A 24,146-nucleotide genomic window follows, 5' to 3' on the forward strand; every position below is an offset into this window, starting at 1 on the left:
GGGTGGCTGTGGGGGAGGTCACATCACCCTTCCGGGCCGGTTTCTGACGCGGTTTGGGGCTCGGAGGGGTCGGTTATGGTGGGTGGGCCCAGACGCTGACGAGGGAACGATCTGGTCTATCTCGACGGGGTGCCATCGCGGTGCGCGAGTTCGGTCTGAAACGGTGGGGGCGGCAGACGGGCCCGGATGGGTCCGGCGGCGCAGCGGAAACCGGAAGACCGAATTCCTGGACCCTCCCGGCGGCCTGTGTGGCGGCGGTGTCACTGGCGGTGTTCGCCTGGTTCCGGCACACCCACGGGGCCACCATGGTCGACATGCTGGTCTACCGGGCCGAGGGCGAGGCCGTCGTCCGCGGCGAGGACCTGTACGCGATGCGGCTGCCCGGCTGGGACCTGCCGGCCACCTACCCCCCGTTCGCGGCGATGCTCTTCGTGCCGAGCACCTGGTTCGACGTGAGCACCCTGCGCGTCCTGGTGATGCTCCTCAACTACGCGCTGCTCGCCGCGGCCGTCCACCTGTCGCTCAAGCTGGCCGGCTGGCCCAGGCAGCACCGCGCGGCCGTGGTGATCCTGGCGACCGGCCTCGGCATCTGGCTGGAGCCGGTCTTCACGACCTTCCAGTACGGCCAGGTCAACCTCGGCATCCTCTGCCTGGTCCTGTGGGACCTGACCCGCCCGGACGGCCACCGCCTCAAGGGCGTGGGGATCGGCCTGGCCACCGCCATCAAGATCACCCCGGGCCTGTTCGCCGTCTACCTGTTCCTGACCGGCAGGGTCAGGGCCGCCCTGGTCTCGGCCGGCACCTTCCTGGCGGCGGGCCTGATCGGCTGGGCCGCGCTGCCGGACGCCTCGTGGGGGTTCTGGACCACCTACCTCTGGGACCCGAGCCGGGTCGGCGTGACCGTCCTGGTGGATAACCAGTCGCTGCGCGGCGCCGTCTGCCGGCTGCTCGACGTCAACGACCCGGGCCCGGTCGGGCTCGTCGCCTCGGCGCTGGTCGCGGCCCTCGGGCTCGGGGTGGCGGTGCTGGCCGGACGCTCGACGCGGATGCTGCGCCGGGCCGACGCCTGGGGCGCGGTCTGCGCCGCGCTCACCGCGCTGCTGGTCTCGCCGATCAGCTGGACCCACCACTGGGTCTGGTGCGTCCCGCTGCTCGCCCTGCTGGCGGTGGAGGCCAGGACCAGGGGCCGGCAGGTGCTGTTCGGCCTGACCCTGCTGGTGTTCCTCTCCCACGTGATGTGGACGGTGCCGCACCGGTGGGGCCGCGGCGTCGCCTGGTACTGGCAGCTGCCCGGCGCGATCTACCCACCGATCGCGATCGCCGTCCTGGTCACCCTGGGCGTACGGCTGTACCGCGCCCGGCGGCAGGCCGCGGACGGCGCCGGGACCCCACTCGCCACCAGGCCGGACCGCGAGGCCGCCCTGACGAACCGGACCTGACGGACCGGACCCGCGGACCCAGACCGGACGGATCGGACCCGACGTGACCACCCAGACCGCACCCCCGCCGCCGGCCGCCGCCGGACCGGCCGCCCGCCGACTGGCCGAGGCCGTCCTGCTCGGCCCGGCCCGGCGCACCGCGCTGCTCACCGCGCTCTGCTTCGCGGTGACCTGCGCCATCGGCCTGCAGGGCTGGACGTCCGTGTCGCTCGGCGGCTTCGACCTCGGCATCTTCGACCAGGGCGTGCGCGGCTACGCCCACTTCGGGCTGCCCGTCTCGACGCTGAAGAGCTTCCACCACGAGTTCCCGCCCGGCTTCTCCCTGCTGGGCGACCACTTCTCGCCGGTGCTGGCGCTGCTCGCGCCGCTGTACTGGATCTGGGACGACCCGCGTTCGCTGATCATCGGGCAGTCGCTGCTGTTCGCGGCCGGGGTGCCGCTGGTCCGGCGGATCGCCGGGCACGCCTTCGCCGCCGCCGAGCCGCGCACCGCCCGCCGGGCCGCCGACCTGGCCGGCCTGGTCTACGGGCTCGGCTGGCCGCTGCTGGTGGCCGCCCGGGTGGGCTTCCACGAGGTCGCCTTCGCGGTGCCGCTGACCCTGCTGATGCTGGAGCGCGGCCTGGCCCGCCGGTACGGCACCGTGGTGCTCGCCGCCCTGCTGCTGTGCTGCACCAAGGAGGACCTCGGTCTGATGGTCGGGGCGTACGGCCTGGTGCTGCTGCTGCGCACCCGCCGCACCGGCGACCGGGCGGGCCGCCTCACCGGTCTCGGGCTGCTGGTGGGCGGGCCGGTCGCCTCGGCGGCCGCCATCACCTGGCTGATCCCGGCGATGGGCGGGGAGCCGGGCTACTACTGGAACTACGGCTCGCTCGGCACGGACGGCGGCGACGCGCTGCGCAACCTGCTGCACGACCCGTTCCTGCTGGTGCAGGCCGCCTTCGACCAGCCGCTCAAGCCGTTGCTGCTGCTCTGGCTGTTCGGCACCACGCTGCTGCTGCCGCTGCGCTCGGCCACCGTGCTGTGCGCGCTGCCGCTGCTGGCCGAGCGGATCCTGTCCAGCAACCCCAACCACTGGTCGATCGCCCGGCACTACGACTCGCTGCTGTGGCCGGTCCTGCTCACCGCCGCGATCGAGGTGCTGGGCCGGCTGAGCGCCGCGGGGCGGCCCGAGCGGAGCGTGCGGCGGGCCCGCCGGCTGGGACTCGGCGCGGCCGGCATCGCCCTGCTGGCCGCGGTGCCGATGGGGCTGCTGCCGCTGGCCGTACCGTCCTCCTGGACGCCCAAGACGAGCGAGGCGGCGCTGGTGCGGGCGGCCGCGCTGATCCCGGACGGGGCGTTCGTCGAGGCGGACAACCAGATCGCGCCGCGGTTGACCGCCCGGACGGACGTGGTGCTGGTGGACGGCACACCGCGCGGGCGCGAGTACGTGCTCACCCGGGGCGACAAGCGGTCCTTCCCGTTCAAGACGGACAAGGAGCAGGCCGAGCGGATCCGGCTGCTGCTGGCGCACGGCTACCGGCAGGTGTGGGCCGAGGACGGGGTCGTGCTGCTGCACCGGGAGGGCGACGAGCCGATCCCCGGCGAGCACGTGCCGGGGCCGGACAGCAAGCCGGTCCAGGACGAGGTCCCGTCCGACGTGGGGCACAACCTGTTCCGTGGCTGAGACGCGCCGGAGGGCCGGCCGGAACGAGTCCGGCCGGCCCTCCGCGGGCTTCTCGGGGGTGCCTCAGGGGCGGTCGGAGCCGGTGTAGCTGCCGCTCGGGTGGGAGCCCTGGGCCGGGACGGCGCCGTAGCGGCCGGGCCGGTGGCCGTGCGGGTGCCGGGTCAGGTTGTAGCCGAGGACGCCGGCCAGCGCGGCCAGGAAGCCGCCGCCGATCGTCCAGTACCAGCGGCTGTTCCAGCCGGAGAACCAGCCGGTGTACCAGTGCTCCTCCTGCGCCACCGGGGCGGCCGCCTTGGCCGTACTGGCGCCGCCGCCGGCCGGCGGGACCAGCGGGGCCTTCAGCTCGCCGCCCTCCGGCTGGGCGTTGTCGGCGTCGCCCTTGGCCGCGACGTGCAGCTTGACCGCGGAGGCCAGGCCGAGGTCGGGCTGCGGGACGTCGCTGACCGACAGCCGCACGTAGTAGGTGCCGGGCAGCGGGTCGCCGGACCACGGCTCGGCCCAGGTGCGGACCTCGCGCAGGGTGCAGTCCAGCGCCAGGGAGGCGGTGCCCTGCTCGGCGGTGGCGTTCTGGGTGCCGGCGGTGCACGCCTGGCGGCGGCGCAGCCCGTCGAAGACCTCGACGGACCAGGTCTGCGGGCCGTGCCGGTCGGCCGTGGGGGCCAGGGTGACGGCCAGGCTGATCGTCGGGGTCTGGCCCTCGGAGGCGCCGAACGCCCAGTACAGGTAGTCACCGGTGGAGACGGCGACGTTGGCGTCCTGGCCGGGGGAGAGGTTGACCGCGGTCAGGAAGGAGGTGCCGGCCTTGGTGGCCGGGGCCGGGGTGCCGCTCGCACTGGCCGAGGGGGAGGGCGAGGCGGCCGAGGCGGTCGGCGCGCCCAGGGCGCTCAGGGCCAGGGCGGGCAGCAGGGCGAGGGCGGCGAGGGCGCCGCGGATCGTCGTACGCATGGTCAGTTCTCCCTCCAGACGGAGATCCGCCAGCGCGCGATCCAGCCGAAGACCAGGCCGAAGGCCAGGCCGGCCAGGGTGAGGGTGAGCAGCAGGATCCAGCCGCGGCCGAGGCCCATCGCGGCGCCCTCCGGGGCGGGCGAGGCGGAGGCCAGGTCGACGGTCAGCTCCAGCGGCATGCCCGGGTCGGCCTGGACGCCGGCCTGCGGGGCCAGCGCGTTGCTCACGACCAGGCAGACGGTGGTCTCCGGCTTGTCCTTGGAGTCCTTGGAGGCCGTGGGGCTCGCGGTGACGTACCCCTTGGAGTCGGCGGTGGACCAGCGCAGGCCGGTGGAGACCACGTCGGTGCGGGAGCTGCCGGCGTCGGTGCCGCGGACCAGCTCCTGGCCGGTCGCGCTGGTGGCCTGGAGCAGCACCCCGTAGTCGCGGGCCACCGGGCGGTCCAGGGCGACGCTGACCGAGGCGCGCAGCTCCTGGCCGGACTTGACCGGGACCTTGTAGACGCGGTGCTCGGAGAACTTCTCGCGGTCGGTGTAGACGCCCGGGGCGAGGACCGGGGCGTTCTCGCACTTGTCGGTGCCGGTGGTCTTGACCGGGGTCACGGTGTAGGTGTCGTTGGAGCGGTCGACCAGCTGCTTCACCTTGTCGGTGAGCTGCTCCTGGGTGCGGACGTCGGTGTAGGTGCCGCCGGTCGCGTTGGCGATGCAGAGCAGCTGCTGGCGGGTCTTGTCGTCGTGGGCCAGGCCCAGGGTGTCGACCACCAGGTGGATGCCCTGGGAGGCGAGCTCGCGGGCGACGTCACAGGGGTCGGGCGGGGTGCAGGTGTCCTCGCCGTCGGTGATCAGCACCACGCGGCGGGTGGTCTCGCCCTTGCCGAGGTCCTGGGCGGCGCCGCGCAGCGCCAGCCCGATCGGGGTGAACCCGGTGGGCCGCAGGGTGGCGACGGCGGTCTTGGCCTCGACCTTGTCGGTCTTGCCGACCGGGTAGAGCTGCTTGGTGTCCTGGCAGCCCAGGGCCTTGTCGTTGCCGGGGTAGGTCGCGCCCAGGGTGCGGATGCCGAACTCGGTCTCCGCGGGCAGCGCGTCGATCACCTCGTTCAGCGACTGCTGGGCCACCGCGATGCGGCTCTTGCCCTGGATGTCCGCTTCCCGCATGGAGCCGCTGACGTCCAGGACGAGGTCGACCCGGGGGGCCTCCTTGGTCTTGGGAGCGGACCCGGCTGATGGTTCGTCGGCGTGGGCGGGCAGGCCGAGGAGCAGCGAGGCGCCCGTTATCGCCAGGGCCGCCAGCAGGCTGCCGAGCCTGGTCTGTGGTCGTCGTCCGGTAGTCACCCGGCCGATACTAGGGATCATCAGTTCGTCATGGCGAAACGAGTCCCGATCGTGCCTCGACCAGCTGCGGCGTGAACTCCGGCGCACGGATGGGGAATTAGCTCACGCCGGCTTTACCGCCGATGGATAGCCTTCCGTACACAACGGGTGGGGACGGGGGCGTGATGGAGCTGACGGCGGTCGGCAAGCGGTACGGGCGGCGGGATCGGTGGATCCTGCGCGGGGTCGATCTGGCGGTCGGGCCGGGCGAGTTGGTGCGGATCGCCGGGCGGAACGGGAGCGGAAAGTCGACGCTGCTGCGGCTGGTCGCCGGGATCGAGCGGCCGAGCACGGGGCGGGTGGTGCGGCCCGGGCCGACGGCCTACGTGCCCGAGCGCTTCCCGCCGGCGCTGCCCTTCGACGCCGTCTCCTACCTGCTGCGGGTCGGCCGGGTGCACGGGCTGTCGGCGGAGCGGGCGCGGCGGCGGGCGCAGGAGTGGCTGGACCGCTTCGGTGTCGCGGACCGGGCGGGCACGCCGCTGAGCCGGCTGTCGAAGGGCACCTGCCAGAAGGTCGCGGTCGCCCAGGCGCTGCTGCCCGAGGCGCGGGTGCTGCTGCTGGACGAGGCCTGGACCGGGCTGGACCCGGAGGCCAGGGCGGTGCTGGACGAGGCCGCCGCCGAGCGGGCGGCGGCGGGCGGCACGGTGCTGTTCGTCGACCACGACCCGGCCCGGCTGGCCGGACTGACCAGCGCCGCGTACCGGGTCGGCACGGACGGCGCGCTGCGGCCCGTCGAGGACGGGGCGGGGGAGCAGGGGCCGCAGGGCCCGGTGATGGAGGTCGAGGTGGACGTCGAGGACGGCGCCCCGCTGCCGCCGCTGCTGCCGGGGGCGCCGGAGGTCACCGCGCTGGCCGGGACGGCGGTGCGGCTGGCGGTCCCGGCCGCGCACTCGGACGCGCTGCTGCGCCGGCTGCTGCTGGGCCGCCCGGCCGTCCGGGTGCTCTCGGTGCGGCGGCGCGAGGAGCCCGGGGCGGGGGAGCGGTGATGGCGCGGATCGGTTCGCTGACCCGGTACCACCTGGAGCTGCTGCTGCGCTCGCACGCCTGGCTGCCGCCGTTCCTGGCGTACGCGCTGCTGCTGGTGGTCGGGGTCGCGGCGGGCGACCCGCTGCTCGGCGGCCTCGGCTTCGGCGCGGGGGTGCTGCTGCCGGTGAGCGCCTGGTACGTGCGCAGCGTGCTGAACGCGGAGCCGCCGGCCTCGCGGGCCTGCCTGGTGGCGGCGGCGGGCCCGGTCCGGGTCCACCTGGGGGCGCTGCTGGCGGCGCTGACGGTGTCGCTGGTGCTGGCGGCCGGTCAGGTGGCGGCGGTGTGGTGGACCAGCGGGTCGGTGGCCAACGCCGGGGCGGAGCGGGAGCCGGGGGCCGGGGTGGCGGTGTCGGCCGGGCTGGTGGCCTCGGCGGTCTGCGCGCTGCTGGGGGTGCTGGCCGGGGCGCTGGCGAACCGTCCGGTGCTGGGCCGGGCGCAGTACGGCATCCCGACGGCGCTGGCGCTGGCCACGCTGCTGCTGGTGGTGCCGTACTCGCCCGCCAACGCGGCGGTGCGCGGGCTGGTGTCGGCGGCCCGGACCGGACGGATCGCCGTGCCGTGGCCGAGCCTGGCGGCCGCCGTCGTGCTGCTGGCCGCGGTCGGCGCGGGGGTGGCGGCACTGGCCGGGCGGCGGCCGGAGTGAGCGGGCGTGCCGGGTGATTCCGGCAATGGCGGACACACCGCACCGAAGAGCCGATAAATATGGATAACACTCGTTAGGGTGCGGAATCGGGACATGGTGCCACCACACGGGCGCCCCTCCCCGGCCTGTCCGACACCCTGGAAGGACCCCGCAGTGAGCAACCTCTTCGCGATCGCCTACCCGGACCTCGCCACCGCCCAGGCGGTGCGCAGCGAGGCGATCGGGCTCCAGAAGCAGAAGCTGATCGAGCTGGAGGACGCGGTCGTCGTCGAGCGTCGCGCGGACGGCCGGATCAAGCTGCACCAGCAGGTCAGCACGACCGGGGCGGGCGCCGCCGGCGGCGCGCTCTGGGGCGGGGTCATCGGCCTGCTGTTCTTCATGCCCCTGGTGGGCGCGGCGGTCGGCGGTGCGACCGGGGCCGCGGTCGGCGCCTCCACCGACATCGGGGTGGACGACGACTTCATGCGCCAGGTCGGCGAGCACCTCCAGCCCGGCACCGCCGCCGTCTTCCTGCTGGTGCGCAAGGCGACCGCCGACAAGGTGGTCCCGGCGCTGGCCCGTTTCGGCGGGCAGATCATCCAGACCTCGCTGTCGGCCGAAGCCGAGGCCGAGCTGAAGGCGACCGTCGAGGCCTCGCGGGCCCAGGCCTCCGTCTGACCCTCCCCGTCTGACCGCCGCTCCCCCCCGGGGCGGACCCGCCCCGCCGCCGGTCCGCCCCGGTCGGCGTCCCCCCGGCCGGCGGCACCGGGTCCTTCCCCATCCCAGGACGGTCCGTGGCGACACCCTCCGCCGTGCCGAGATCCGCCGCCGGGCCGAGCCGGCCGGTGCCGACCAGGCGCACCACCGAGCTCGTCCTGGTGGTCGGCGCCGTCCTGATCGCCGTCTACGGCTACGTCGAGGTCGGCGTCAACCTGGACGGCCACGTGCCGGCCGACGCGGCCGAGTACGGTGCCGCGCTCGGTGTGCTCGCCCTGGCGGCGCACGGCGTGGTCCGGTGGCGGGCCCGGTACGCGGACCCGCTGCTGCTGCCGATCGCGGTGCTGCTGAACGGGATCGGGCTGGTGGTGATCTACCGGCTGGACCGCGCCACGCCGGGGCGCGCCGGTGCCGCCTCCACCCAGCTGCTCTGGTCGGCCCTGGGGGTGGCGCTGTTCATCGCGGTGGTGCTGCTGGTGCGCGACCACCGCCGGCTGCAGCGGTACGCCTACATCGGGGCGCTGCTGGCGCTGGTCCTGCTGGTGCTGCCGATCTTCTTCCCGCCGGTGTACGGCTCCCGGATCTGGATCGTGATCGGGCCGCTCTCCTTCCAGCCGGGGGAGTTCGCCAAGATCCTGCTGGCCGTCTTCTTCGCCGCCTACCTGGCGGTGCACCGGGACGCGCTGGCGCTCACCGGCCGGCGGGTGTGGCGCCTGCAGCTGCCGCCCGGGCGGGTGCTCGGGCCGGTGCTGCTGATCTGGGCGGCGTTCGTCGGCGTCCTGGTGCTGGAGACCGACCTCGGCACCTCGCTGCTGTTCTTCGGCCTGTTCGTGGTGATGCTCTACGTGGCCACCGCGCGCACCGGCTGGATCGCCATCGGCCTGGGCCTGGCCGCCGTCGGGGCGGTGGCGGTGGGCTGGCTCTCGCCGCACGTGCACAGCCGGGTCACGGACTGGCTGGACCCGCTGGGCTCGATCGCGGCGGGCCGGGGCGCCAACCAGATCGCCCAGTCGCTGTTCGCCTTCGCCTGGGGCGGCGAGCTGGGCACCGGGCTCGGCAACGGGCACTCGGTGCTGATCGGCTTCGCCGCCAAGTCGGACTTCATCCTCGCCACCATCGGCGAGGAGCTCGGGCTCACCGGGCTGATCGCGGTGTTCCTGCTGTACGCGGTGCTGGTCTCGCGGGGCTTCAGGACCGGCATCGCGCTGCGCGACCCGTTCGGGCGGCTGCTGGCGATCGGGCTGGCCGCGATCGTCGGGCTCCAGGTGTTCGTGGTGGCGGGCGGGGTGCTCGCGCTGATCCCGCTGACCGGGATGACCATGCCGTTCATCGCCCAGGGCGGCTCCTCGGTGGTCACCAACTGGATCATCGTCGCGCTGCTCGTACGCATGAGCGACACCGCCCGGCGGCCCGCTCCGGAGGAGGTCCGATGACACGCGCGCGGCCCGGGGGCAACGGCCCGCAGGGGCTGCCCGGCATCTCCGTGACCGGTCGCCGGGCGGGCACCTTCTGCCTGCTGCTGATCGCGGCGCTGTGCGCGCAGGCCACCCGGGTGCAGGTGTTCCAGGCGAAGGAGCTCGACCACAACAGCGCCAACCAGCGGCGCACCATCGAGCGCTACGCCCAGCCGCGCGGCGACATCATGGTCGGCTCGGAGCCGGTCACCGGCTCCGAGCCGACCGGTGGCCGGTACGCGTACAAGCGCGGCTACACCGACGGCCCGACCTACGCGGCGGTCACCGGCTTCGCCTCGCAGGCGTACGGCACCACCCAGCTGGAGGCGACCGAGGACGACGTGCTGACCGGCACCGACGGCCGGCTGGCGGGCTGGTCGGTCTGGGACGCCGTCTCCCGCCGGCAGAACCCCGGCGGGGACGTGTACACCACGCTGAACCGGGCCGCCCAGCAGGCCGCGATGCGCGGGCTCGGCGACCAGAAGGGCGCGGTCGCCGCGATCGAGCCGGCCACCGGGCGGATCCTGGCGCTGGCCAGCACGCCCTCCTACGACCCGGGCGCCTTCGCCGGGTACGGCGCCGACGACCAGGCGGCCTGGAACCGGCTGCAGGCCGACGCGGACGAGCCGATGCTCAACCGGGCGCTGCGTCAGACCTACCCGCCGGGCTCGACCTTCAAGGTGGTCACCGCCGCGGCCGCGCTGGCCGACGGGGTGGTCACCGACCCGAACGCGCCGACCGACGCGCCGTACCCGTACGTGCTGCCCGGTACGACCACGCCGCTGGTCAACGACACCCCGGTGTGCGACCGGGCGGGCCTGTCGCTGGCCGAGGCGATGACCGCCAGCTGCAACAGCGTGCTGGGCTACCTGGGGGTGCGGGTCGGGCTGGACCGGATGGCCGCGATCGCCGGGGACTTCGGCTTCAACGACGCGAAGCTGGACGTCCCGGTGCGCGCGGCCCGGTCGAACTTCGACACCCGGATGGACGACGCGCAGCTGGCGCTCTCCTCGATCGGGCAGTTCGACACGGCGGCCACCCCGTTGACGATGGCGATGGTCGCCGCCGGGATCGCCAACGACGGGACGGTGATGCGTCCACAGCTCGTGGACAGGCTGACCAGGAGCGACGGCACCACGGTGCAGCTGATGCGGCCGTCCGTCTACAAGCGGGCGACGACGCCGGCGGTGGCCGCGCAGGTGCGCGGGCTGATGACCGACGTGGTGGAGAAGGGCACCGGCGGCAGCGCCCGGATCGCCGGGGCGGTGGTCGGCGGCAAGACCGGGACGGCCCAGCACGGGGTGGGCAACAGCGGCACGCCGTACGCCTGGTTCATCGCCTGGGCCGCTCCGGCCGGTTCGGACGCGGTGCCACCGGTGGCGGTGGCCGTGGTGGTCGCGGACAGTGACGCCACCGACGTGACGGGTGGTGCGCTGGCCGCGCCGATCGCCCGGTCGGTGATGCGCGCGGTGCTCGGCCGATGACCCCGGCAGGGGTGTTGAGCTGCTGCTTTAACGGTCCGACAGAGGATGTGCCGTTTACGAAGTGTCCGGTTTGTACATCGATATGCGCCGATTCGGACAATGCGCGGGTTGGTACTGTTCGTTTGCGACACTGGTGCTTTCGCCGTGGACTGTCCCATCTTTGTTCGGTTGGTCCCCGATGGCACCCCGTGGCATGTCGGGTGACCAGACGCTAGGACACCCTCCCCCGCCCAGAAGGACCGCAGTTTTGGCCAGCAACACTCTTGGTGCGCGTCTGCTGCGACGCAAGCCCGTCTCGACACTGATCGCCGAGACCGAAGGCAAGGACTCCCTCCCGGCCGGCGCGCCCGAGGAGGGCGGGCGCTCCGGCATCCACCTGCGCCGCTCGATCGGCCTGTGGCAGCTGTCGTCGATCGGCATCGGCGCCACCATCGGCACCGGCATCTTCTTCGTGCTGAACACCGCGGTGCCCTCGGCCGGCCCGGCCGTCATCCTGTCGTTCGTGATCGCCGCGGTCACCGCCGGCCTCACCGCGCTCTGCTACGCCGAGATGGCCTCCGCGATCCCGGTCTCCGGCTCCTCGTACTCCTACGCCTACGCCACCCTCGGTGAGGGCGTCGCCTTCGGCGTCGGCATCTGCCTGCTGATGGAGTACGGCGTCTCCGCCTCCGCCATCGCGGTGACCTGGGCCGAGTACCTGAACAAGTTCTTCGACCTGGCCTTCGGGTTCAAGATCCCCGAGCAGCTGTCCGGCGCGCCGGACAGCACCCACTGGTTCAACCTGCCGGCGCTGCTGCTGGTCGCCATGGTCTGCTTCCTGCTGATCCGCGGCGTGAGCGAGTCGGTCAAGGTCAACGCGGTGATGGTCGCGATCAAGATCGCGATCCTGCTGATGTTCATCTGCGTGGCGCTCACCGGCTTCCACTCCGGCAACCTGACCCCGTTCATGCCGCTCGGCATCGGCGGTGTGCAGGTCGCCGCGTCCAGCATCTTCTTCTCCTTCATCGGCCTGGACGCCGTGTCCACCGCCGGTGAGGAGGTCAAGAACCCGCGCCGCACCCTGCCGCTGGCGATCATCATCTCGCTGGTCGTGGTGACCCTGCTCTACATCCTGGTCGCCGTGGCCGGCATCGGCGCCCAGTCGTGGACCAAGTTCGACGGCCAGGAGGCCGGCCTCGCCCAGATCCTCCAGGACATCACCGGCCAGAGCTGGCCCGCGATGGTCTTCGCGTTCGGCGCGATCGTCTCGATCTTCAGCATCACCCTCGTGGTGATCTACGGCCAGACCCGCATCCTGTACTCGATGGGCCGCGACGGCATGCTGCCCAGGCGCTTCGCCGAGCTCTCCCCGCGCAGCGGCACCCCGGTGTGGAACACCCTCGTGGTGGGCCTCGGCGTGGGCGCGCTGGCCGCGTTCATCCCGCTGCGGGTCCTGGCCGACATCACCAGCCTGGGGACGCTCATCGCCTTCTCGGTGGTCTCGATCGGTGTGATCGTGCTGCGGCGCACCCAGCCCGACCTGCCGCGCGGCTTCAAGGTGCCCGGCTACCCGGTCGTCCCGCTGATCAGCGTCGGCTTCTGCATCTACCTGATCACCGGCCTGCACGCCGACACCTTCCGGGCCGGCGCGATCGCCCTCGCCGTCGCCGTGGTCGTCTACTTCGGCTACAGCATCAAGCACTCCCGGCTGGAGCCGGCCGAGCCGCAGGCCGTCTCCTCGGACAGCAGCGCCGGCTGACCCGCGGACGAACCCCGTGTGAAGGGCCGTCGACCGCCGAGGCGTCCGGCGGCCCTTTTCACGCCATCCCCGTCCGGTGTCCGACGCCATGGCGACACGGCCCGGCTCCCACCCATAACCTTCCACCATGGTGAGCACCCGCACGCCCGGCCACTCCCGCCCGCGCGGCCGCTTCACCGGCCGCCGCAGAACGCCGGCGCAGACCTGCGCGATCGAGTCGTCGTCCAGACCCGGACGACCGCCGCGCGGCTTCTCCGTCCGCCCCTTCCCCCGACAGCGCGGCGAGAGCACCTTTCCGCCCACGCCCGACCGGCCGAACACCGCCGGGCTCGCCGCGCTCGTCTCGACGCGGACCGCCCAACTGCTCGGCTGCCTGGTCGCGGCCGGCTGGGCCGCCGCCTTCCCGCTCGTCTCCGACCTGGACAACCAGCGGGTGTGGGGCCTGATCGCGGCGCCCGCCTACCTCCTGGCCGGACTGCTCTGCCTGACCCTGCCGCGCCGCTTCGCGGCCCGTGCCGCCGCCTCGGTGGCCCTCGTCGGGGCCGTCCTCGTCCCGCTCGGACTGCTCGCCCTGCACGGCCGCCACCAGTCCGAGGTGATGGTGGTCGAACGCTCGGCCCACCTGCTGCTCACCACCGGCACCGCGTACCTGCCGCACCCGGTGGTGGTCACCGACTACAACCCGTACCTGCCGGCGATGTCCCTGTTCGGGATGCCGCGCCAGCTGCTCGGCGACTCCACCGCCTTCGCGAGGGTCGCCGGGGACGCCCGGATCTGGTTCGCGCTGACCTTCTTCGCCTGCCTGCTGGGCGCCTGGCGGCTGCTGCGGCCCACCCGGCCCGGCGGCGGCGACCCGCGCGCGCCGCTGCTTCCGCTGGCCGTCCTCACCGCCTCGCCGCTGATCGCGCTCGCCCTGGCGGTCGGCGGGGTGGACCTGCCGCTGATCGGGGTCTGCTGCCTGGCCATGGCGCTCGCCGAGCGGGACCGCACGGTCGGCGCCGGGCTGGTGCTCGCCCTCGCCTGCACCCTCAAGTGGACGGCCTGGCCCGCGCTGCCCGTCGCCGTCCTGCTGCTCTGGCGGCTGTACGGCCGGCGGCCCGCGGCCAGGACCGCGCTGATCGGGGTCGGGGTGAGCGCGCTGGTGATCCTGCCCTCCGCGCTGACCCAGGCGGACGCGCTGCGCGAACAGGTGGTGCGCTTCCCGCTCGGGATGACGGCGATCCGCACCCCGGCGGGCAGCCCGCTGCCCGGCAAGGTGCTGGCCGGTTTCGGGCCCACCGGGCACGCGATCTCGCTGGCGCTGATGACCGTGGCCCTGGTCGGGGTGGCGATCTGGCTGCTGGCCCGACCGCCGGTCTCCGCGATCGCGGCGGCCGACCTGCTGGCCGCCGGGCTCGCCATCGCCTTCATGCTGGCCCCGGCCGGGCGGTTCGGGTACCTGGCGCTGCCGGCGGTGCTGGTGATCTGGCCCCGGCTGGCGGCCGGGCGCTGGAGCGGACGGCCCCCGCTGCCGACCGCCGCCCGGATACGCGAAAGGCGGCAGCCCGTCCTGCCGCGCCGGTAGGGAACGGGACGAGCCCGCCGGGCCTCCGGGCCGGGCGGGCTCGTCGCTCGTCGGGGGCCTCAGCGACCGCCGGCGGCCTTCAGGATGGAGGCGACGGCCGGGCCGGCCGCGTCCACGCCGTGGCCGCCGCCCTGCACCTCGGAGGCCACCGCGAGGTTGCCGCGGTAGGCGGTGAACCAGCTGTTGGTGACGTCGACCCCGGCGACCTCGGCGGAGCCGGTCTTGGCGCCCGCGTTGTCGGTGATGCCGGCCATCACGTCCCTGGCGGTGCCGCCGGTGGCGGTGGCCGCCATCATCGCCTTCAGCTTGGCGTCCACGTCCGGGGAGAGCGGGCGGGCGGCCTTCTGCTGCGGCAGCTCGGCGACCAGGATCGGCTGCCTGAACTCGCCGCTCTGCACGGTGGCGGTGACCGAGGCGATGGCCAGCGGGTTCATCTGGACCTTGCCCTGGCCGATGTAGTTCATGGCCTGCTCGTCCTTGCTGCCCGGAGTCGGCGGCACCTTGCCGTCGGTGTTCGGCAGGCCGGTCTTCCACTCCAAGCCGATGCCGAACACGTCCTTGGCCGTGCCGGACAGCGTCTCGGGCTTGAGGCTGGTCAGGCCCTGGTCGATGAAGGCGGTGTTGCAGGACATCATGAAGTCCTGCTGGAGCGTGTTGGTCGGGAAGGCGCCCGGGAACGAGTTCGGGATCGCGTGCGGGTTGCTGCTCTTCTCCGGGCAGGCGACCACGGTGTCCGGGTTGACCCCGGACTCCAGCAGTGCCGCCGAGGTGACGATCTTCATCGTCGAGCCCGGCGCGAGCAGCCCGAGGAAGGCCCGGTTCTGGCCGGTGGCCGGCGAGTTGGCGAAGGCCAGCACCTGGCCGGTGCTCGGCTCGATCGCCACGACGGAGCCGGGCTTGCCGGCCAGGTCCGTCATCGCCTTCTCGGCGGCGGCCTGGAGGGTGTTGTCGATGGTCACCTTGAACGGCTTGCCGGGCTTCGGCTCGACGATGGTGAACAGCTTGTCCACGGCGCCCTTGCCGGCCGGGTCGGTGATCACCACCGCGGTGCCCGCGTCCTGGTCCTTGGCCGGGTCCGGCGGCAGCAGCTTGTTGGCGTTGTCCTGGAGGGTGGTCATCAGCGTCGTGGTGAGCGAGGCGCCCTGGATCGGCTTGCCGTTGCGGTCCACCACGGTGGACGGCGGGGCGAAGACCGGCTGGACGGAGATGGTCTCGTTGCCGGACAGGTGCGGGTGGATCACCGACGGCGCCCAGTGCACGGCCGGGGTGTTGTCGCTCATCTTCACGACGCTGAGGAAGCCCTGGTAGTCCCAGGCCCGGTTGGTGCCCGCGAACTCGGCGCGCGCCTTGTACGACATCAGCGTGCCGGTGGGCCCGGGCGTGGCGGACGGCGAGTCGCCGGCGCCCGGCGTGCCGGCACCCGGCGTCGCAGAGGCCGAGGCGGACGGCTTGGCGGCCGGGGCGGGGGTGCCGGTGGCGGCGGCGAAGACCTGCTGGGTGGTCGGGCCGAACGGGGTGAGGGTCAGCGCGCTCGGCTTGACCTGGTCCTTGAACGCGGTCAGGGCGGTGGTGGCCGCGGCCGGGTCGTCGGTGAGCGAGGCCGCCTTGGCGATGTCACCGGCCGCCCAGGCCGTCAGGAAGTCCTTCATCCCGGCAGCCGCCTGCTCGGCCGACGGCGGCTCGGCGACCACGGTGCGCGGCTTCTTGCCGCCGGGGCTGTCGGAGCCGCTCATCAGGCTGTACGCGCCGTAGCCGCCGCCCGCGAGGACGGCGATGGACACGCCGGTGATGATGCCGATCTTCGCGCCACTGCGCATGGTGCAGGTCCCCCAGGGGTCTCGCGGCCGGGCGCAACCGGCCGGGGCCGGAAACGCGGTACCCCTCCACCCTAGGCAGCGCGGATCGGTGCGCCGGCGAATCGCCCGGCACTTGTGACGGATCTGGTACGTGCCGTGCACCGCATACGGACGATTCGTGGGAACCCGGTGCTCGCCGGGCCGGCGGTCAGATCCAGCTGTTGAACCACATCCGCCGGCGCCAGTCCTCCAGCGGGACGGTCTGCCCGGTGAACAGCGGGAAGAAGAAGAGGAAGTTCCAGACGATCAGCAGGATCAGCAGGCCGGCCGCGGTGGAACCGATGATCCGGCGGTCCCGGGAGGCGCCGGCGGGGCCGATCAGGGCGCCGATCAGCATCGTCACCGCGAGCACCAGGAACGGGACGAAGACCACCGCGTAGAAGAGGAAGATCGTCCGCTGCTGGTAGGCGAACCAGGGCAGGTAGCCGGCGGCCAGGCCGCAGAGCAGCGCGCCGGCCCGCCAGTCCCGCCGGGCCGCCCAGCGCCACAGGCAGTAGGCCAGCGCCACGACGCCCGTCCACCACAGCAGCGGGGTGCCGATGCCCAGCACCTCGCGGGCGCAGTCGGCGGCGGTGCAGCCGGCCTGGCCGTACTTGGGGGACTCGTAGAAGAAGGACACCGGCCGGCCCAGCACCAGCCAGGACCACGGGTTGGACTGGTAGGTGTGCGGGTCGCTCAGGCCGACGTGGAAGTCGTAGACCGTCGAGTGGTAGTGCCACAGCGCGCGCAGGGCCTCGGGTATCCACGGGAAGTCGGTGGAGCGGCCGACCGCCCAGTCGCGGCCCCAGCCGCCCTGCCCGGGGGCGGTGCTGCTGGCGAACCAGCCCCACCAGGAGGCGATGTAGACGGCGACCGAGACCACGACGACCGAGACGAAGGCCGGCACCACGTCCCGGGCGAGCACCGCCACGAAGGGGCGCGGGGCGCCGGCCAGGCGGCGGGCGCCGACGTCCCAGAGCACGGTCAGCAGGCCGAAGGCCGCCGCGACGTACAGGCCGCTCCACTTGGTGGCGCAGGTCAGGCCGACGCAGACGCCGGCCGCGATCCGGTACGGGCGCCAGCCCAGGTTCAGCCGCTGGGCGAGCTCGGCGTTCTCGACCCCGCCCAGCCTCGCGGCCAGCAACGCCCGGGTGCGGTCGCGGTCCAGCAGCAGGAAGCCGAAGGCGGCGAGGGTCCAGAACATCACCACCAGGTCGAGCAGGGCGGCCCGGCTGAGCACCAGGTGCAGGCCGTCCACCGAGAGCAGCAGGCCCGCCACGCAGCCCAGCAGCGTGGAGCGGAACATCCGGCGGGCGATCCGGGCCACCATCAGCACCGACAGGGTGCCGAGCAGGGCCACCGCGAACCGCCACCCGAAGGGGTTCATGCCGAACAGCTGCTCGCCCACGCCGATGATCCACTTGCCCACCGGCGGGTGCACCACGTACGAGGGCGTCGCCCGGTACGGGACGGCCGCGCCGGGCGTCATGATCGTGGTGTTGGCGTCCTCCGGCCAGCTGATCTCGTAGCCGCCGTGCCAGAGCGCGTAGGCGTCCTTGGCGTAGTACGTCTCGTCGAAGATGATCGCGTGCGGCTGTCCGAGGTTCGTGAACCGCAGCAGGCCGGCGAACACCGCCACCGCGATCGGCCCGAGCCAGCCGGCCCAGCGGCAGAGGAAGGCCCACAGGCCCTGCGGCAGCGAGACGCCCATCCGCAGCAGCAGCGGCGACCGGGGCACGTCCCGGGGCGTCACCCGGGGGCCGTCCGGCATCGGCGGCACCAGGCGTTCGGTGAGGGGCGCGGTGGGGCGGGCGGTGTAGCCGTACCGGGCCAGGCGCTCGCGCCAGCCGGCGGGTCCGTCCTGCGGTGGACGGGGGGACGGCAGGCCGACACCGCCGTACGCGGAGTGGTCCGTACCAGTGGGCGTCTGCGCCGCCGTGTCGCCGTTCATCCGCCACATCGTAGGGGCGCTCTTCGCACGTGTGTCCGCTCCCTCGGAAGCTGACCGAATCGTCACCAAAAGCCCCGGGCGCGCGGCAGCTGCGAGGATGGGGACCGTGACAGGAGTACTCGTTCTCGCAGGCACCCCCATCGGCGACGTCTCGGACGCCCCGCCCCGACTGGTCGACGAACTGGCCACGGCGGACGTGATCGCGGCCGAAGACACCCGCCGGCTGCGCCGGCTCACCCAGGCACTCGGGGTGACCCCGGCCGGGCGGGTGGTCTCCTACTTCGAGGGCAACGAGGTCGGCCGCACCCCCGAACTGGTCGAGGCGCTGCTCGGCGGCGCCCGGGTGCTGCTGGTCACCGACGCCGGCATGCCCTCCGTCTCCGACCCCGGCTACCGGCTGGTCGCCGCCGCCGTGGCCGCCGACGTCAAGGTCACCGCGGTGCCCGGGCCCTCGGCGGTGCTCACCGCGCTCGCGCTGTCCGGCCTGCCGGTGGACCGCTTCACCTTCGAGGGCTTCCTGCCGCGCAAGAGCGGCGACCGGGCCCGGCAGCTCGCCTCGATCGCCGCCGAGCCGCGCACCATGGTGTTCTTCGAGGCGCCGCACCGGATCGCCGAGGCGCTGACGGCGATGGCCGAGGCGTTCGGGCCGCAGCGGCCGGCCGCCGTCTGCCGCGAGCTCACCAAGACCTACGAGGAGGTCAAGCGCGGGCCGATCGGCGAGTTGGCGACCTGGGCCGCCGACGGTGTCAAGGGCGAGATCACCGTCGTGGTCGCCGGCGCCCCGCCGGCCGCGCCCCAGGAGCTGACCCCGGCCGAGCTGGCCCGGCTGGTGGCCGTCCGCGAGGAGGCCGGGGAGCGCCGCAAGGAGGCCATCGCGGCCGTCGCGGTGGAGCTCTCGCTGCCCAAGCGGGAGGTCTTCGACGCGGTCGTGGCGGCGAAGAAGGAGGGCCTGGAGAACACCCCCGGAAAGGCGCCGGGAAAGTCCCCGGGAGGGGCTCGGGGAAAGGAGTGAACACCGGGGGTTGCGTTGCTCACGGGGAGTCGTACCGTGGAGAGAAGGCCCCGGTAAACACCCGTTGAGCTGAAGCTTCGGTCGCGGTTCCCGGTCTCGGGGAGGCCCTTCGTATAGGGCTCCCCAACCCGCATCCAAGTCTTCACAAGTGGGGCGTCGGCCGAGGTGGTCCGGGCATTCCCTGGAAGGGAAAGACCCAGCCGGACGAGCGTCCGGCGGGCGCTGGGAGACGGCCATGAGCGATGTTGTCGGTAGCCCCCGCAGTGGCGGCGCACTGAGCACGGCCGGTCTGGCCGGCCGGCCGCACACTCCCGTCGAGACCGTACGGGAGGCCTACTCCTTCGCGTGCCTGCGCTGCGCGTACGGCTGGGAGCAGGCGTACGACATCGAGCACCACGTGGCCAAGGACGGCCACGTCGTGTTCGAGTACCACGCCAACGGCGTCCGGGTGCCGTCCCCGCTGCTCAAGCCGACCTGCCCGGGGTGCGGCGGCCACACCGTGCGGATCATGCGCGAGGGCCGGGTCGCCTCCGCCGACCAGCCCTGGCAGCACGCCCCCGGCTACCCGGCGCACGCCGAGCCGGCCGGGACGCCCCCGGTGGCCGAGCCCGTCCGGCCGCGCGGACGCTGGGCCCGGTTCTGGTCGCGGCTCCTGGGCTGACACCGGGGTGACGGGACGGTCCGCCCCCGGCCGGGGAACAACTCGGTCGAGGGCGGTCCGCGCGCCCGACTAAGCTTTCCGACCATGGCGGCCACTGCAGACCACAGCACCACCGGGGCGAACGCCCCGGCGTTCTACGTTTCCACCCCGATCTACTACGTCAACGATCGCCCCCACCTGGGCCACGCGTACACCACCGTGGCGGGCGACGTCCTCACCCGCTGGCACCGCCAGCGCGGCGAGAAGGTGTGGTACCTGACCGGGACCGACGAGCACGGTCAGAAGATCATGCGGACCGCCGAGGCGAACGGCGTCACCCCGCAGGAGTGGTGCGACAAGCTGGTCGAAGAGGCCTGGAAGCCGCTCTGGGAGCACCTGGAGATCGCCAACGACGACTTCATCCGCACCACCGAGGAGCGGCACACCGCCCGGGTGCAGGAGTTCGTCCAGGACCTGTTCGACAAGGGCGAGATCTACAAGGGCGGCTACTCCGGCCCGTACTGCGTCGGCTGCGAGGAGTTCAAGCTCCCGTCCGAGCTGCTCGACGGCGCGACCGCGGACGAGAAGCTCTGCTCCGTGCACAAGCGGCCGGTCGAGTGGCTGGAGGAGGAGAACTACTTCTTCCGCCTCTCCGCCTACGGCCCGCAGCTGCTGGAGTTCTACGCGGCGAACCCGGACTTCATCCAGCCCGCCTCGGCCCGCAACGAGGTGCTGCGCTTCGTCGAGCAGGACCTCAAGGACCTCTCGATCTCCCGCTCCACCTTCGACTGGGGCGTGCCGCTGCCCTGGGACGAGAAGCACGTCCTCTACGTGTGGGTGGACGCGCTGCAGAACTACATCACCGCGGCCGGCTACGGCAGCGACCCGGAGCGCTTCGCCGAGCTGTGGCCCGCCTCGGTCCACCTGGTCGGCAAGGACATCCTCCGCTTCCACGCCGTCATCTGGCCCGCCATGCTGATGGCCGCCGGGCTGCCGCTGCCCAAGCGGGTCGTGGCCAACGGCTGGCTGATGGTCGGCGGCGAGAAGATGTCCAAGTCCAACCTGACCGGCATCGCGCCCACCGACCTGACCTCGCACTTCGGCGTGGACGCCTACCGGTACTACTTCCTCCGGGCGATCCCGTTCGGCACCGACGGCTCGTTCTCCTGGGAGGACTTCACCGCCCGGTACACCTCCGAGCTGGCCAACGACTTCGGCAACCTGGCCTCCCGGGTCGCCGCGATGGTCGGCAAGTACTTCGACGGGGTGCTGCCGGAGGCCACCGCGGCGGGCGACGCCGAGCAGGCCGTCGCGGACGGGCTGACCAGGGCCGCCGAGACGGCCGACCGGAAGATCGGCGAGGAGCTGGACTTCGCCGGCGGCATCGCGGCGATCTTCGAGTTCGTCAAGCAGGTCAACGGCTACCTCACCGAGCAGGAGCCCTGGAAGGTCGCCAAGGACGACTCGGCCGAGGGCCGGGCCCGTCTCGCCACCATCCTCTACACCGCCGCCGAGTCGCTGCGCGCCACTGCCGTGCTGCTCAACCCGGTGATGCCGTCCACCGCCGAGAAGCTGTGGGTCTCGCTGGGCGCCGAGGCCGCCGGGCTCGGCGCGCTCAGCGCCCAGACCGTCGCCACCGTGGCCGACTGGGGCCGGCTGCCCGCCGGTGCCACCGTCACCAAGGGCGAGATCCTCTTCCCGCGCCTCGAAGAGAAGCCGACCGCCTGACATGGCCGCCAAGGACGACGCCCGGTCGACCCCGCCGCCACTGCCGGAACCCCTGGCCGTGGCGGTGGCCGACTCGCACACCCACCTCGACATGCAGTCCGGCACCCCGGCCGAGGGCCTCGCGAAGGCCGCCTCGGTCGGGGTCACCACGGTGGTCCAGGTGGGCTGCGACGTGCCCGGCTCGCGCTGGGCCGCCGAACTGGCGGCGCAGTACGAGCAGGTGCACGCGGCCGTCGCCCTGCACCCGAACGAGGCGCCGAGGATCTTCCTCGGCGACGCGGACGGATGGTCCGGGCAGCAGCGGGTCGCGGGCGGCCGGGCGGCGCTCGACGAGGCGCTCGCCGAGATCGACCGGCTCGCCGCGCTGCCGCAGGTGCTGGCGGTCGGCGAGACCGGCCTGGACTACTTCCGCACCGGGCCGGAGGGCGTGGAGATCCAGAAGGAGTCGTTCCGCCGTCACATCGAGATGGCCAAGCGGCACGGCAAGGCCCTGGTCATCCACGACCGGGACGCCCACGAGGACGTCATCGCCGTCCTGCTGGAGGAGGGCGCCCCGGAGCGGACCGTCTTCCACTGCTACTCCGGCGACGCGGAGATGGCGAAGACCTGCGCCGAACACGGCTGGTACCTCTCCTTCGCCGGCCCGGTCACCTTCAAGGCCAACCAGCCGCTGCGCGACGCCCTGCTCGCCACCCCGCCGGACCGGATCCTGGTCGAGACCGACGCCCCGTTCCTCACGCCGCACCCCTACCGCGGCCGCCCGAACGCCCCGTACCTGATCCCGGTCACGGTGCGCTCGATGGCCGCCACCCTGGGCCTGGCCGAGGACGAGCTGTCCGCGGCCATCGCGGAGAACACGGCGCGGGCCTTCGGGTACTGAGCCGGGGCGGACGGGCTCCGCGCCCCGGCGCCGTTCCCGGTGGAGACCGACCTCGCCGAGGCCGTCGAACTCCGAGGGCCCCGGCGCCCGTATCCTTGGCGCGTGAGCAGCACCGACCCCACCCCTGACAGCCGCCCCCAGTCTCCGGCCGGGGGGACCCCCTTGCTGGGCAGCGCCGACATCCGGGAGCTGGCGGCCGCGTTCGGCGTGAAGCCGACCAAGCAGCGCGGGCAGAACTTCGTCATCGACGGCAACACCGTGCGGCGGATCGTCCGGGCCGCCGACGTGACGGAGCAGGACGCGGTCGTGGAGGTCGGGCCCGGGCTCGGCTCGCTCACGCTGGCGCTGCTCGAGGTGGCGCGGCACGTCACCGCGGTCGAGATCGACCCGGTGCTGGCGCAGCACCTGCCGGACACCGTCGCGGCCCGGATGCCCGGCAAGGCGGACGCCTTCGACCTGGTGTTCAGCGACGCCATGGAGGTCACCGAACTGCCCGGGCCGGCGCCCACCGCGCTGGTCGCCAACCTCCCGTACAACGTCGCGGTGCCCGTCCTGCTGCACATGCTGGCGACCTTCCCCAGCATCGAGCGGACCCTGGTGATGGTGCAGAGCGAGGTCGCCGACCGGCTCGCCGCCAAGCCGGGCAACAAGGTGTACGGCGTGCCGTCGGTCAAGGCCAACTGGTACGCCGACGTGAAGCGGGCCGGCGCCATCGGGCGGAACGTCTTCTGGCCCGCCCCCAACGTCGACTCCGGGCTGGTCTCGCTGATCCGCCGCGAGCCGCCGAAGACCACTGCCAGCCGCGAGGAGGTGTTCGCGGTGGTCGACGCCGCGTTCGCCCAGCGGCGCAAGACCCTGCGCGCCGCGCTGGCCGGCTGGGCCGGCTCCGCCGTCCGGGCCGAGCAGGCGCTCGCGGCCGCCGGGATCGACCACAAGCTGCGCGGCGAGATGCTCACGGTGGAGCAGTTCGCCGCGATCGCCGAACACAAGCCCGCCGAGGACGCCGCGTGATCACCGTACGGGTACCGGCCAAGGTCAACGTCCAGCTGGGGGTCGGCGGGCTGCGCGCCGACGGCTTCCACGACCTGGCCAACGTCTTCTTCGCCGTCGCCCTCGGGGACGAGGTCACGGCCGGTCCCGGAGAGGGCGTGACGCTGAGCTGCTCCGGCCCGGACGCCGCCGTCGTCCCGCTGGACGACAGCAACCTCGCCGCCCGCGCCGCCCGGCTGCTCGCCGCCCACCACGGCATCGCCGACCCCGGCGTGCACCTGCACATCGCCAAGGCCATCCCGGTGGCCGGCGGCATGGCCGGCGGCAGCGCCGACGGAGCGGCGGCACTGGTCGCCTGCGACGCGCTCTGGCAGCTGGACACCCCGCTGCCGGTGCTGCTGGAGCTGGCCGCCGAACTCGGCTCCGACGTGCCGTTCGCCCTGCTCGGCGGCGTCGCGCTCGGCCGCGGCCGGGGTGAGATCCTGGAGCCGCTGGCCGTCGAGGGCACCTTCCACTGGGTCTTCGCGGTCGCCGAGGGCGGCCTGTCCACCCCCGCCGTGTTCCGCGAGTGCGACCGGCTGCGCGAGGAGGCCGGCACCGGCTCCAGCGACACCGACGTCCCCACCCCGGACGCCGATCCGGCGCTGCTCGCCGCGCTCGCCGAGGGCGACACCGTCGCCCTGGCCGCCGCGCTCGCCAACGACCTCCAGCCCGCCGCGCTCTCGCTGCGCCCCGCGCTCGCCGCCACCCTGCGGGCCGGCACCGAGGCGGGCGCGCTCGGGGCGATCGTCTCCGGCTCCGGGCCGACCTGCGCGTTCCTGGCCAAGGACGCCGAGGCCGCCGCCGCGGTGGCCGAGGCGCTGCGGGCCTCCGGCACCTGCCGGACGGCGCACGCCACGCACGGGCCGGTGCCGGGCGCGTCCCTGCTGGGCTGAGGCGGTGGGCGGGCTCGTGGCGGGCCGAGGCGGTGGGCGGGCTCGTGGCGGGCCGAGGCGGTGGGCGGGCTCGTGGCGGGCCGAGGCGGCGGACGGGCTCGTGGCGGACGGGCTCGGGCGGGCTGACGCGGTGAAGGTGCTCCGGCGGGCCCA

The 24,146-nt window shown here is 73.6% G+C and carries 19 protein-coding genes; 15 read left to right on the forward strand and 4 right to left on the reverse strand.

Annotated elements, in window-relative coordinates; all coding sequences use genetic code 11:
- Positions 1 to 248 precede the first annotated feature (248 nt).
- Entirely contained in the window at positions 249 to 1,439 is a 1,191-nt protein-coding gene (locus ACIQ87_RS24000; protein ID WP_402409940.1) for a glycosyltransferase 87 family protein, read from the forward strand.
- A gap of 43 nt (positions 1,440 to 1,482) precedes the next feature.
- Positions 1,483 to 3,102, forward strand: coding sequence for a DUF2079 domain-containing protein (locus ACIQ87_RS24005; RefSeq protein ID WP_402409941.1), 1,620 nt, complete (start codon positions 1,483 to 1,485; stop codon positions 3,100 to 3,102).
- 63 nt (positions 3,103 to 3,165) lie between these two features.
- On the opposite strand, the gene ACIQ87_RS24010 is transcribed toward ACIQ87_RS24005, so the two are convergent.
- Complete coding sequence (locus tag ACIQ87_RS24010; RefSeq protein WP_402409942.1) at positions 3,166 to 4,047, reverse strand: peptidase; 882 nt, start codon at positions 4,045 to 4,047, stop codon at positions 3,166 to 3,168.
- Between the two features lie 2 nt (positions 4,048 to 4,049).
- The gene (locus tag ACIQ87_RS24015) at positions 4,050 to 5,378 is read right to left on the reverse strand and encodes a VWA domain-containing protein (RefSeq protein WP_402409944.1); all 1,329 of its coding nucleotides are present in this window, start codon (positions 5,376 to 5,378) and stop codon (positions 4,050 to 4,052) included.
- A 164-nt stretch (positions 5,379 to 5,542) separates the two neighbouring features.
- Between ACIQ87_RS24015 and ACIQ87_RS24020 the strand changes: the two genes are divergently transcribed.
- The 7 genes from ACIQ87_RS24020 to ACIQ87_RS24050 all read left to right on the forward strand — a co-directional run bounded on the left by ACIQ87_RS24020 (position 5,543) and on the right by ACIQ87_RS24050 (position 14,022).
- Positions 5,543 to 6,403 carry an ATP-binding cassette domain-containing protein gene (locus ACIQ87_RS24020; RefSeq protein ID WP_402410040.1) on the forward strand — a complete coding sequence of 287 codons (861 nt, stop codon included), beginning with the start codon at positions 5,543 to 5,545 and terminating at the stop codon, positions 6,401 to 6,403.
- Complete coding sequence (locus ACIQ87_RS24025; RefSeq protein WP_402409946.1) at positions 6,403 to 7,086, forward strand: ABC transporter; 684 nt, start codon at positions 6,403 to 6,405, stop codon at positions 7,084 to 7,086. The genes ACIQ87_RS24020 and ACIQ87_RS24025 overlap by 1 nt, the downstream gene beginning before the upstream one ends.
- Before the next feature lie 153 nt (positions 7,087 to 7,239).
- On the forward strand, positions 7,240 to 7,743 hold the full coding sequence (locus ACIQ87_RS24030) for a DUF1269 domain-containing protein (protein WP_402409948.1): 504 nt from the start codon (positions 7,240 to 7,242) through the stop codon (positions 7,741 to 7,743).
- Positions 7,744 to 7,859: 116 nt separating this feature from the next.
- Complete coding sequence (locus ACIQ87_RS24035; RefSeq protein WP_402409950.1) at positions 7,860 to 9,215, forward strand: FtsW/RodA/SpoVE family cell cycle protein; 1,356 nt, start codon at positions 7,860 to 7,862, stop codon at positions 9,213 to 9,215.
- On the forward strand, positions 9,212 to 10,720 hold the full coding sequence (locus ACIQ87_RS24040; RefSeq protein WP_402409952.1) for a penicillin-binding transpeptidase domain-containing protein: 1,509 nt from the start codon (positions 9,212 to 9,214) through the stop codon (positions 10,718 to 10,720). The genes ACIQ87_RS24035 and ACIQ87_RS24040 overlap by 4 nt, the downstream gene beginning before the upstream one ends.
- Positions 10,721 to 10,898: 178 nt before the next feature.
- A complete protein-coding gene (locus tag ACIQ87_RS24045; RefSeq protein ID WP_402409953.1) occupies positions 10,899 to 12,458 on the forward strand; it encodes an amino acid permease in 1,560 nt (519 codons plus the stop codon).
- Positions 12,459 to 12,585: 127 nt separating this feature from the next.
- Complete coding sequence (locus ACIQ87_RS24050) at positions 12,586 to 14,022, forward strand: glycosyltransferase 87 family protein (protein WP_402409955.1); 1,437 nt, start codon at positions 12,586 to 12,588, stop codon at positions 14,020 to 14,022.
- 59 nt (positions 14,023 to 14,081) lie between these two features.
- Here ACIQ87_RS24050 and ACIQ87_RS24055 read toward each other — a convergent pair whose 3' ends face one another.
- A complete protein-coding gene (locus ACIQ87_RS24055) occupies positions 14,082 to 15,839 on the reverse strand; it encodes a penicillin-binding transpeptidase domain-containing protein (protein WP_402409957.1) in 1,758 nt (585 codons plus the stop codon).
- A 187-nt stretch (positions 15,840 to 16,026) separates the two neighbouring features.
- Positions 16,027 to 17,817: a dolichyl-phosphate-mannose--protein mannosyltransferase gene (locus ACIQ87_RS24060; RefSeq protein WP_402409959.1), complete on the reverse strand. Its 1,791-nt coding sequence runs from the start codon at positions 17,815 to 17,817 to the stop codon at positions 16,027 to 16,029.
- Between the two features lie 97 nt (positions 17,818 to 17,914).
- Here ACIQ87_RS24060 and rsmI point away from each other — a divergent pair, with 97 nt between their 5' ends.
- The 6 genes from rsmI to ACIQ87_RS24090 all read left to right on the forward strand — a co-directional run bounded on the left by rsmI (position 17,915) and on the right by ACIQ87_RS24090 (position 23,993).
- Entirely contained in the window at positions 17,915 to 18,820 is a 906-nt protein-coding gene (gene rsmI / locus ACIQ87_RS24065) for a 16S rRNA (cytidine(1402)-2'-O)-methyltransferase (RefSeq protein ID WP_402409961.1), read from the forward strand.
- A gap of 235 nt (positions 18,821 to 19,055) precedes the next feature.
- Positions 19,056 to 19,481, forward strand: coding sequence for a hypothetical protein (locus tag ACIQ87_RS24070; RefSeq protein ID WP_402409963.1), 426 nt, complete (start codon positions 19,056 to 19,058; stop codon positions 19,479 to 19,481).
- A gap of 84 nt (positions 19,482 to 19,565) precedes the next feature.
- Positions 19,566 to 21,188 carry a methionine--tRNA ligase gene (metG, locus tag ACIQ87_RS24075; RefSeq protein ID WP_402409965.1) on the forward strand — a complete coding sequence of 541 codons (1,623 nt, stop codon included), beginning with the start codon at positions 19,566 to 19,568 and terminating at the stop codon, positions 21,186 to 21,188.
- Between the two features lies 1 nt (position 21,189).
- Entirely contained in the window at positions 21,190 to 22,068 is an 879-nt protein-coding gene (locus tag ACIQ87_RS24080) for a TatD family hydrolase (RefSeq protein ID WP_402409967.1), read from the forward strand.
- Between the two features lie 102 nt (positions 22,069 to 22,170).
- Positions 22,171 to 23,079, forward strand: a complete 909-nt coding sequence (rsmA, locus tag ACIQ87_RS24085) for a 16S rRNA (adenine(1518)-N(6)/adenine(1519)-N(6))-dimethyltransferase RsmA (RefSeq protein WP_402409969.1) — start codon at positions 22,171 to 22,173, stop codon at positions 23,077 to 23,079.
- A complete protein-coding gene (locus tag ACIQ87_RS24090) occupies positions 23,076 to 23,993 on the forward strand; it encodes a 4-(cytidine 5'-diphospho)-2-C-methyl-D-erythritol kinase (protein WP_402409971.1) in 918 nt (305 codons plus the stop codon). The genes rsmA and ACIQ87_RS24090 overlap by 4 nt, the downstream gene beginning before the upstream one ends.
- Positions 23,994 to 24,146 lie beyond the last annotated feature (153 nt).

The organism is Kitasatospora sp. NPDC096204, from assembly GCF_044763205.1.
GTDB lineage: Bacteria > Actinomycetota > Actinomycetes > Streptomycetales > Streptomycetaceae > Kitasatospora.

Bases quoted from the DNA above. Each gene is read 5' to 3' on its own strand.
- ACIQ87_RS24080 (WP_402409967.1), top strand. From the start codon at position 21,190: ATGGCCGCCAAGGACGACGCCCGGTCGACCCCGCCGCCACTGCCGGAA.
- ACIQ87_RS24020 (WP_402410040.1), top strand. From the start codon at position 5,543: ATGGAGCTGACGGCGGTCGGCAAGCGGTACGGGCGGCGGGATCGGTGG.
- ACIQ87_RS24055 (WP_402409957.1), bottom strand. From the start codon at position 15,839: ATGCGCAGTGGCGCGAAGATCGGCATCATCACCGGCGTGTCCATCGCC.
- ACIQ87_RS24060 (WP_402409959.1), bottom strand. From the start codon at position 17,817: ATGTGGCGGATGAACGGCGACACGGCGGCGCAGACGCCCACTGGTACG.
- metG (WP_402409965.1), top strand. From the start codon at position 19,566: ATGGCGGCCACTGCAGACCACAGCACCACCGGGGCGAACGCCCCGGCG.
- ACIQ87_RS24045 (WP_402409953.1), top strand. From the start codon at position 10,899: ATGGCACCCCGTGGCATGTCGGGTGACCAGACGCTAGGACACCCTCCC.
- ACIQ87_RS24010 (WP_402409942.1), bottom strand. From the start codon at position 4,047: ATGCGTACGACGATCCGCGGCGCCCTCGCCGCCCTCGCCCTGCTGCCC.
- ACIQ87_RS24070 (WP_402409963.1), top strand. From the start codon at position 19,056: ATGAGCGATGTTGTCGGTAGCCCCCGCAGTGGCGGCGCACTGAGCACG.
- ACIQ87_RS24040 (WP_402409952.1), top strand. From the start codon at position 9,212: ATGACACGCGCGCGGCCCGGGGGCAACGGCCCGCAGGGGCTGCCCGGC.
- ACIQ87_RS24050 (WP_402409955.1), top strand. From the start codon at position 12,586: ATGGTGAGCACCCGCACGCCCGGCCACTCCCGCCCGCGCGGCCGCTTC.
- ACIQ87_RS24025 (WP_402409946.1), top strand. From the start codon at position 6,403: ATGGCGCGGATCGGTTCGCTGACCCGGTACCACCTGGAGCTGCTGCTG.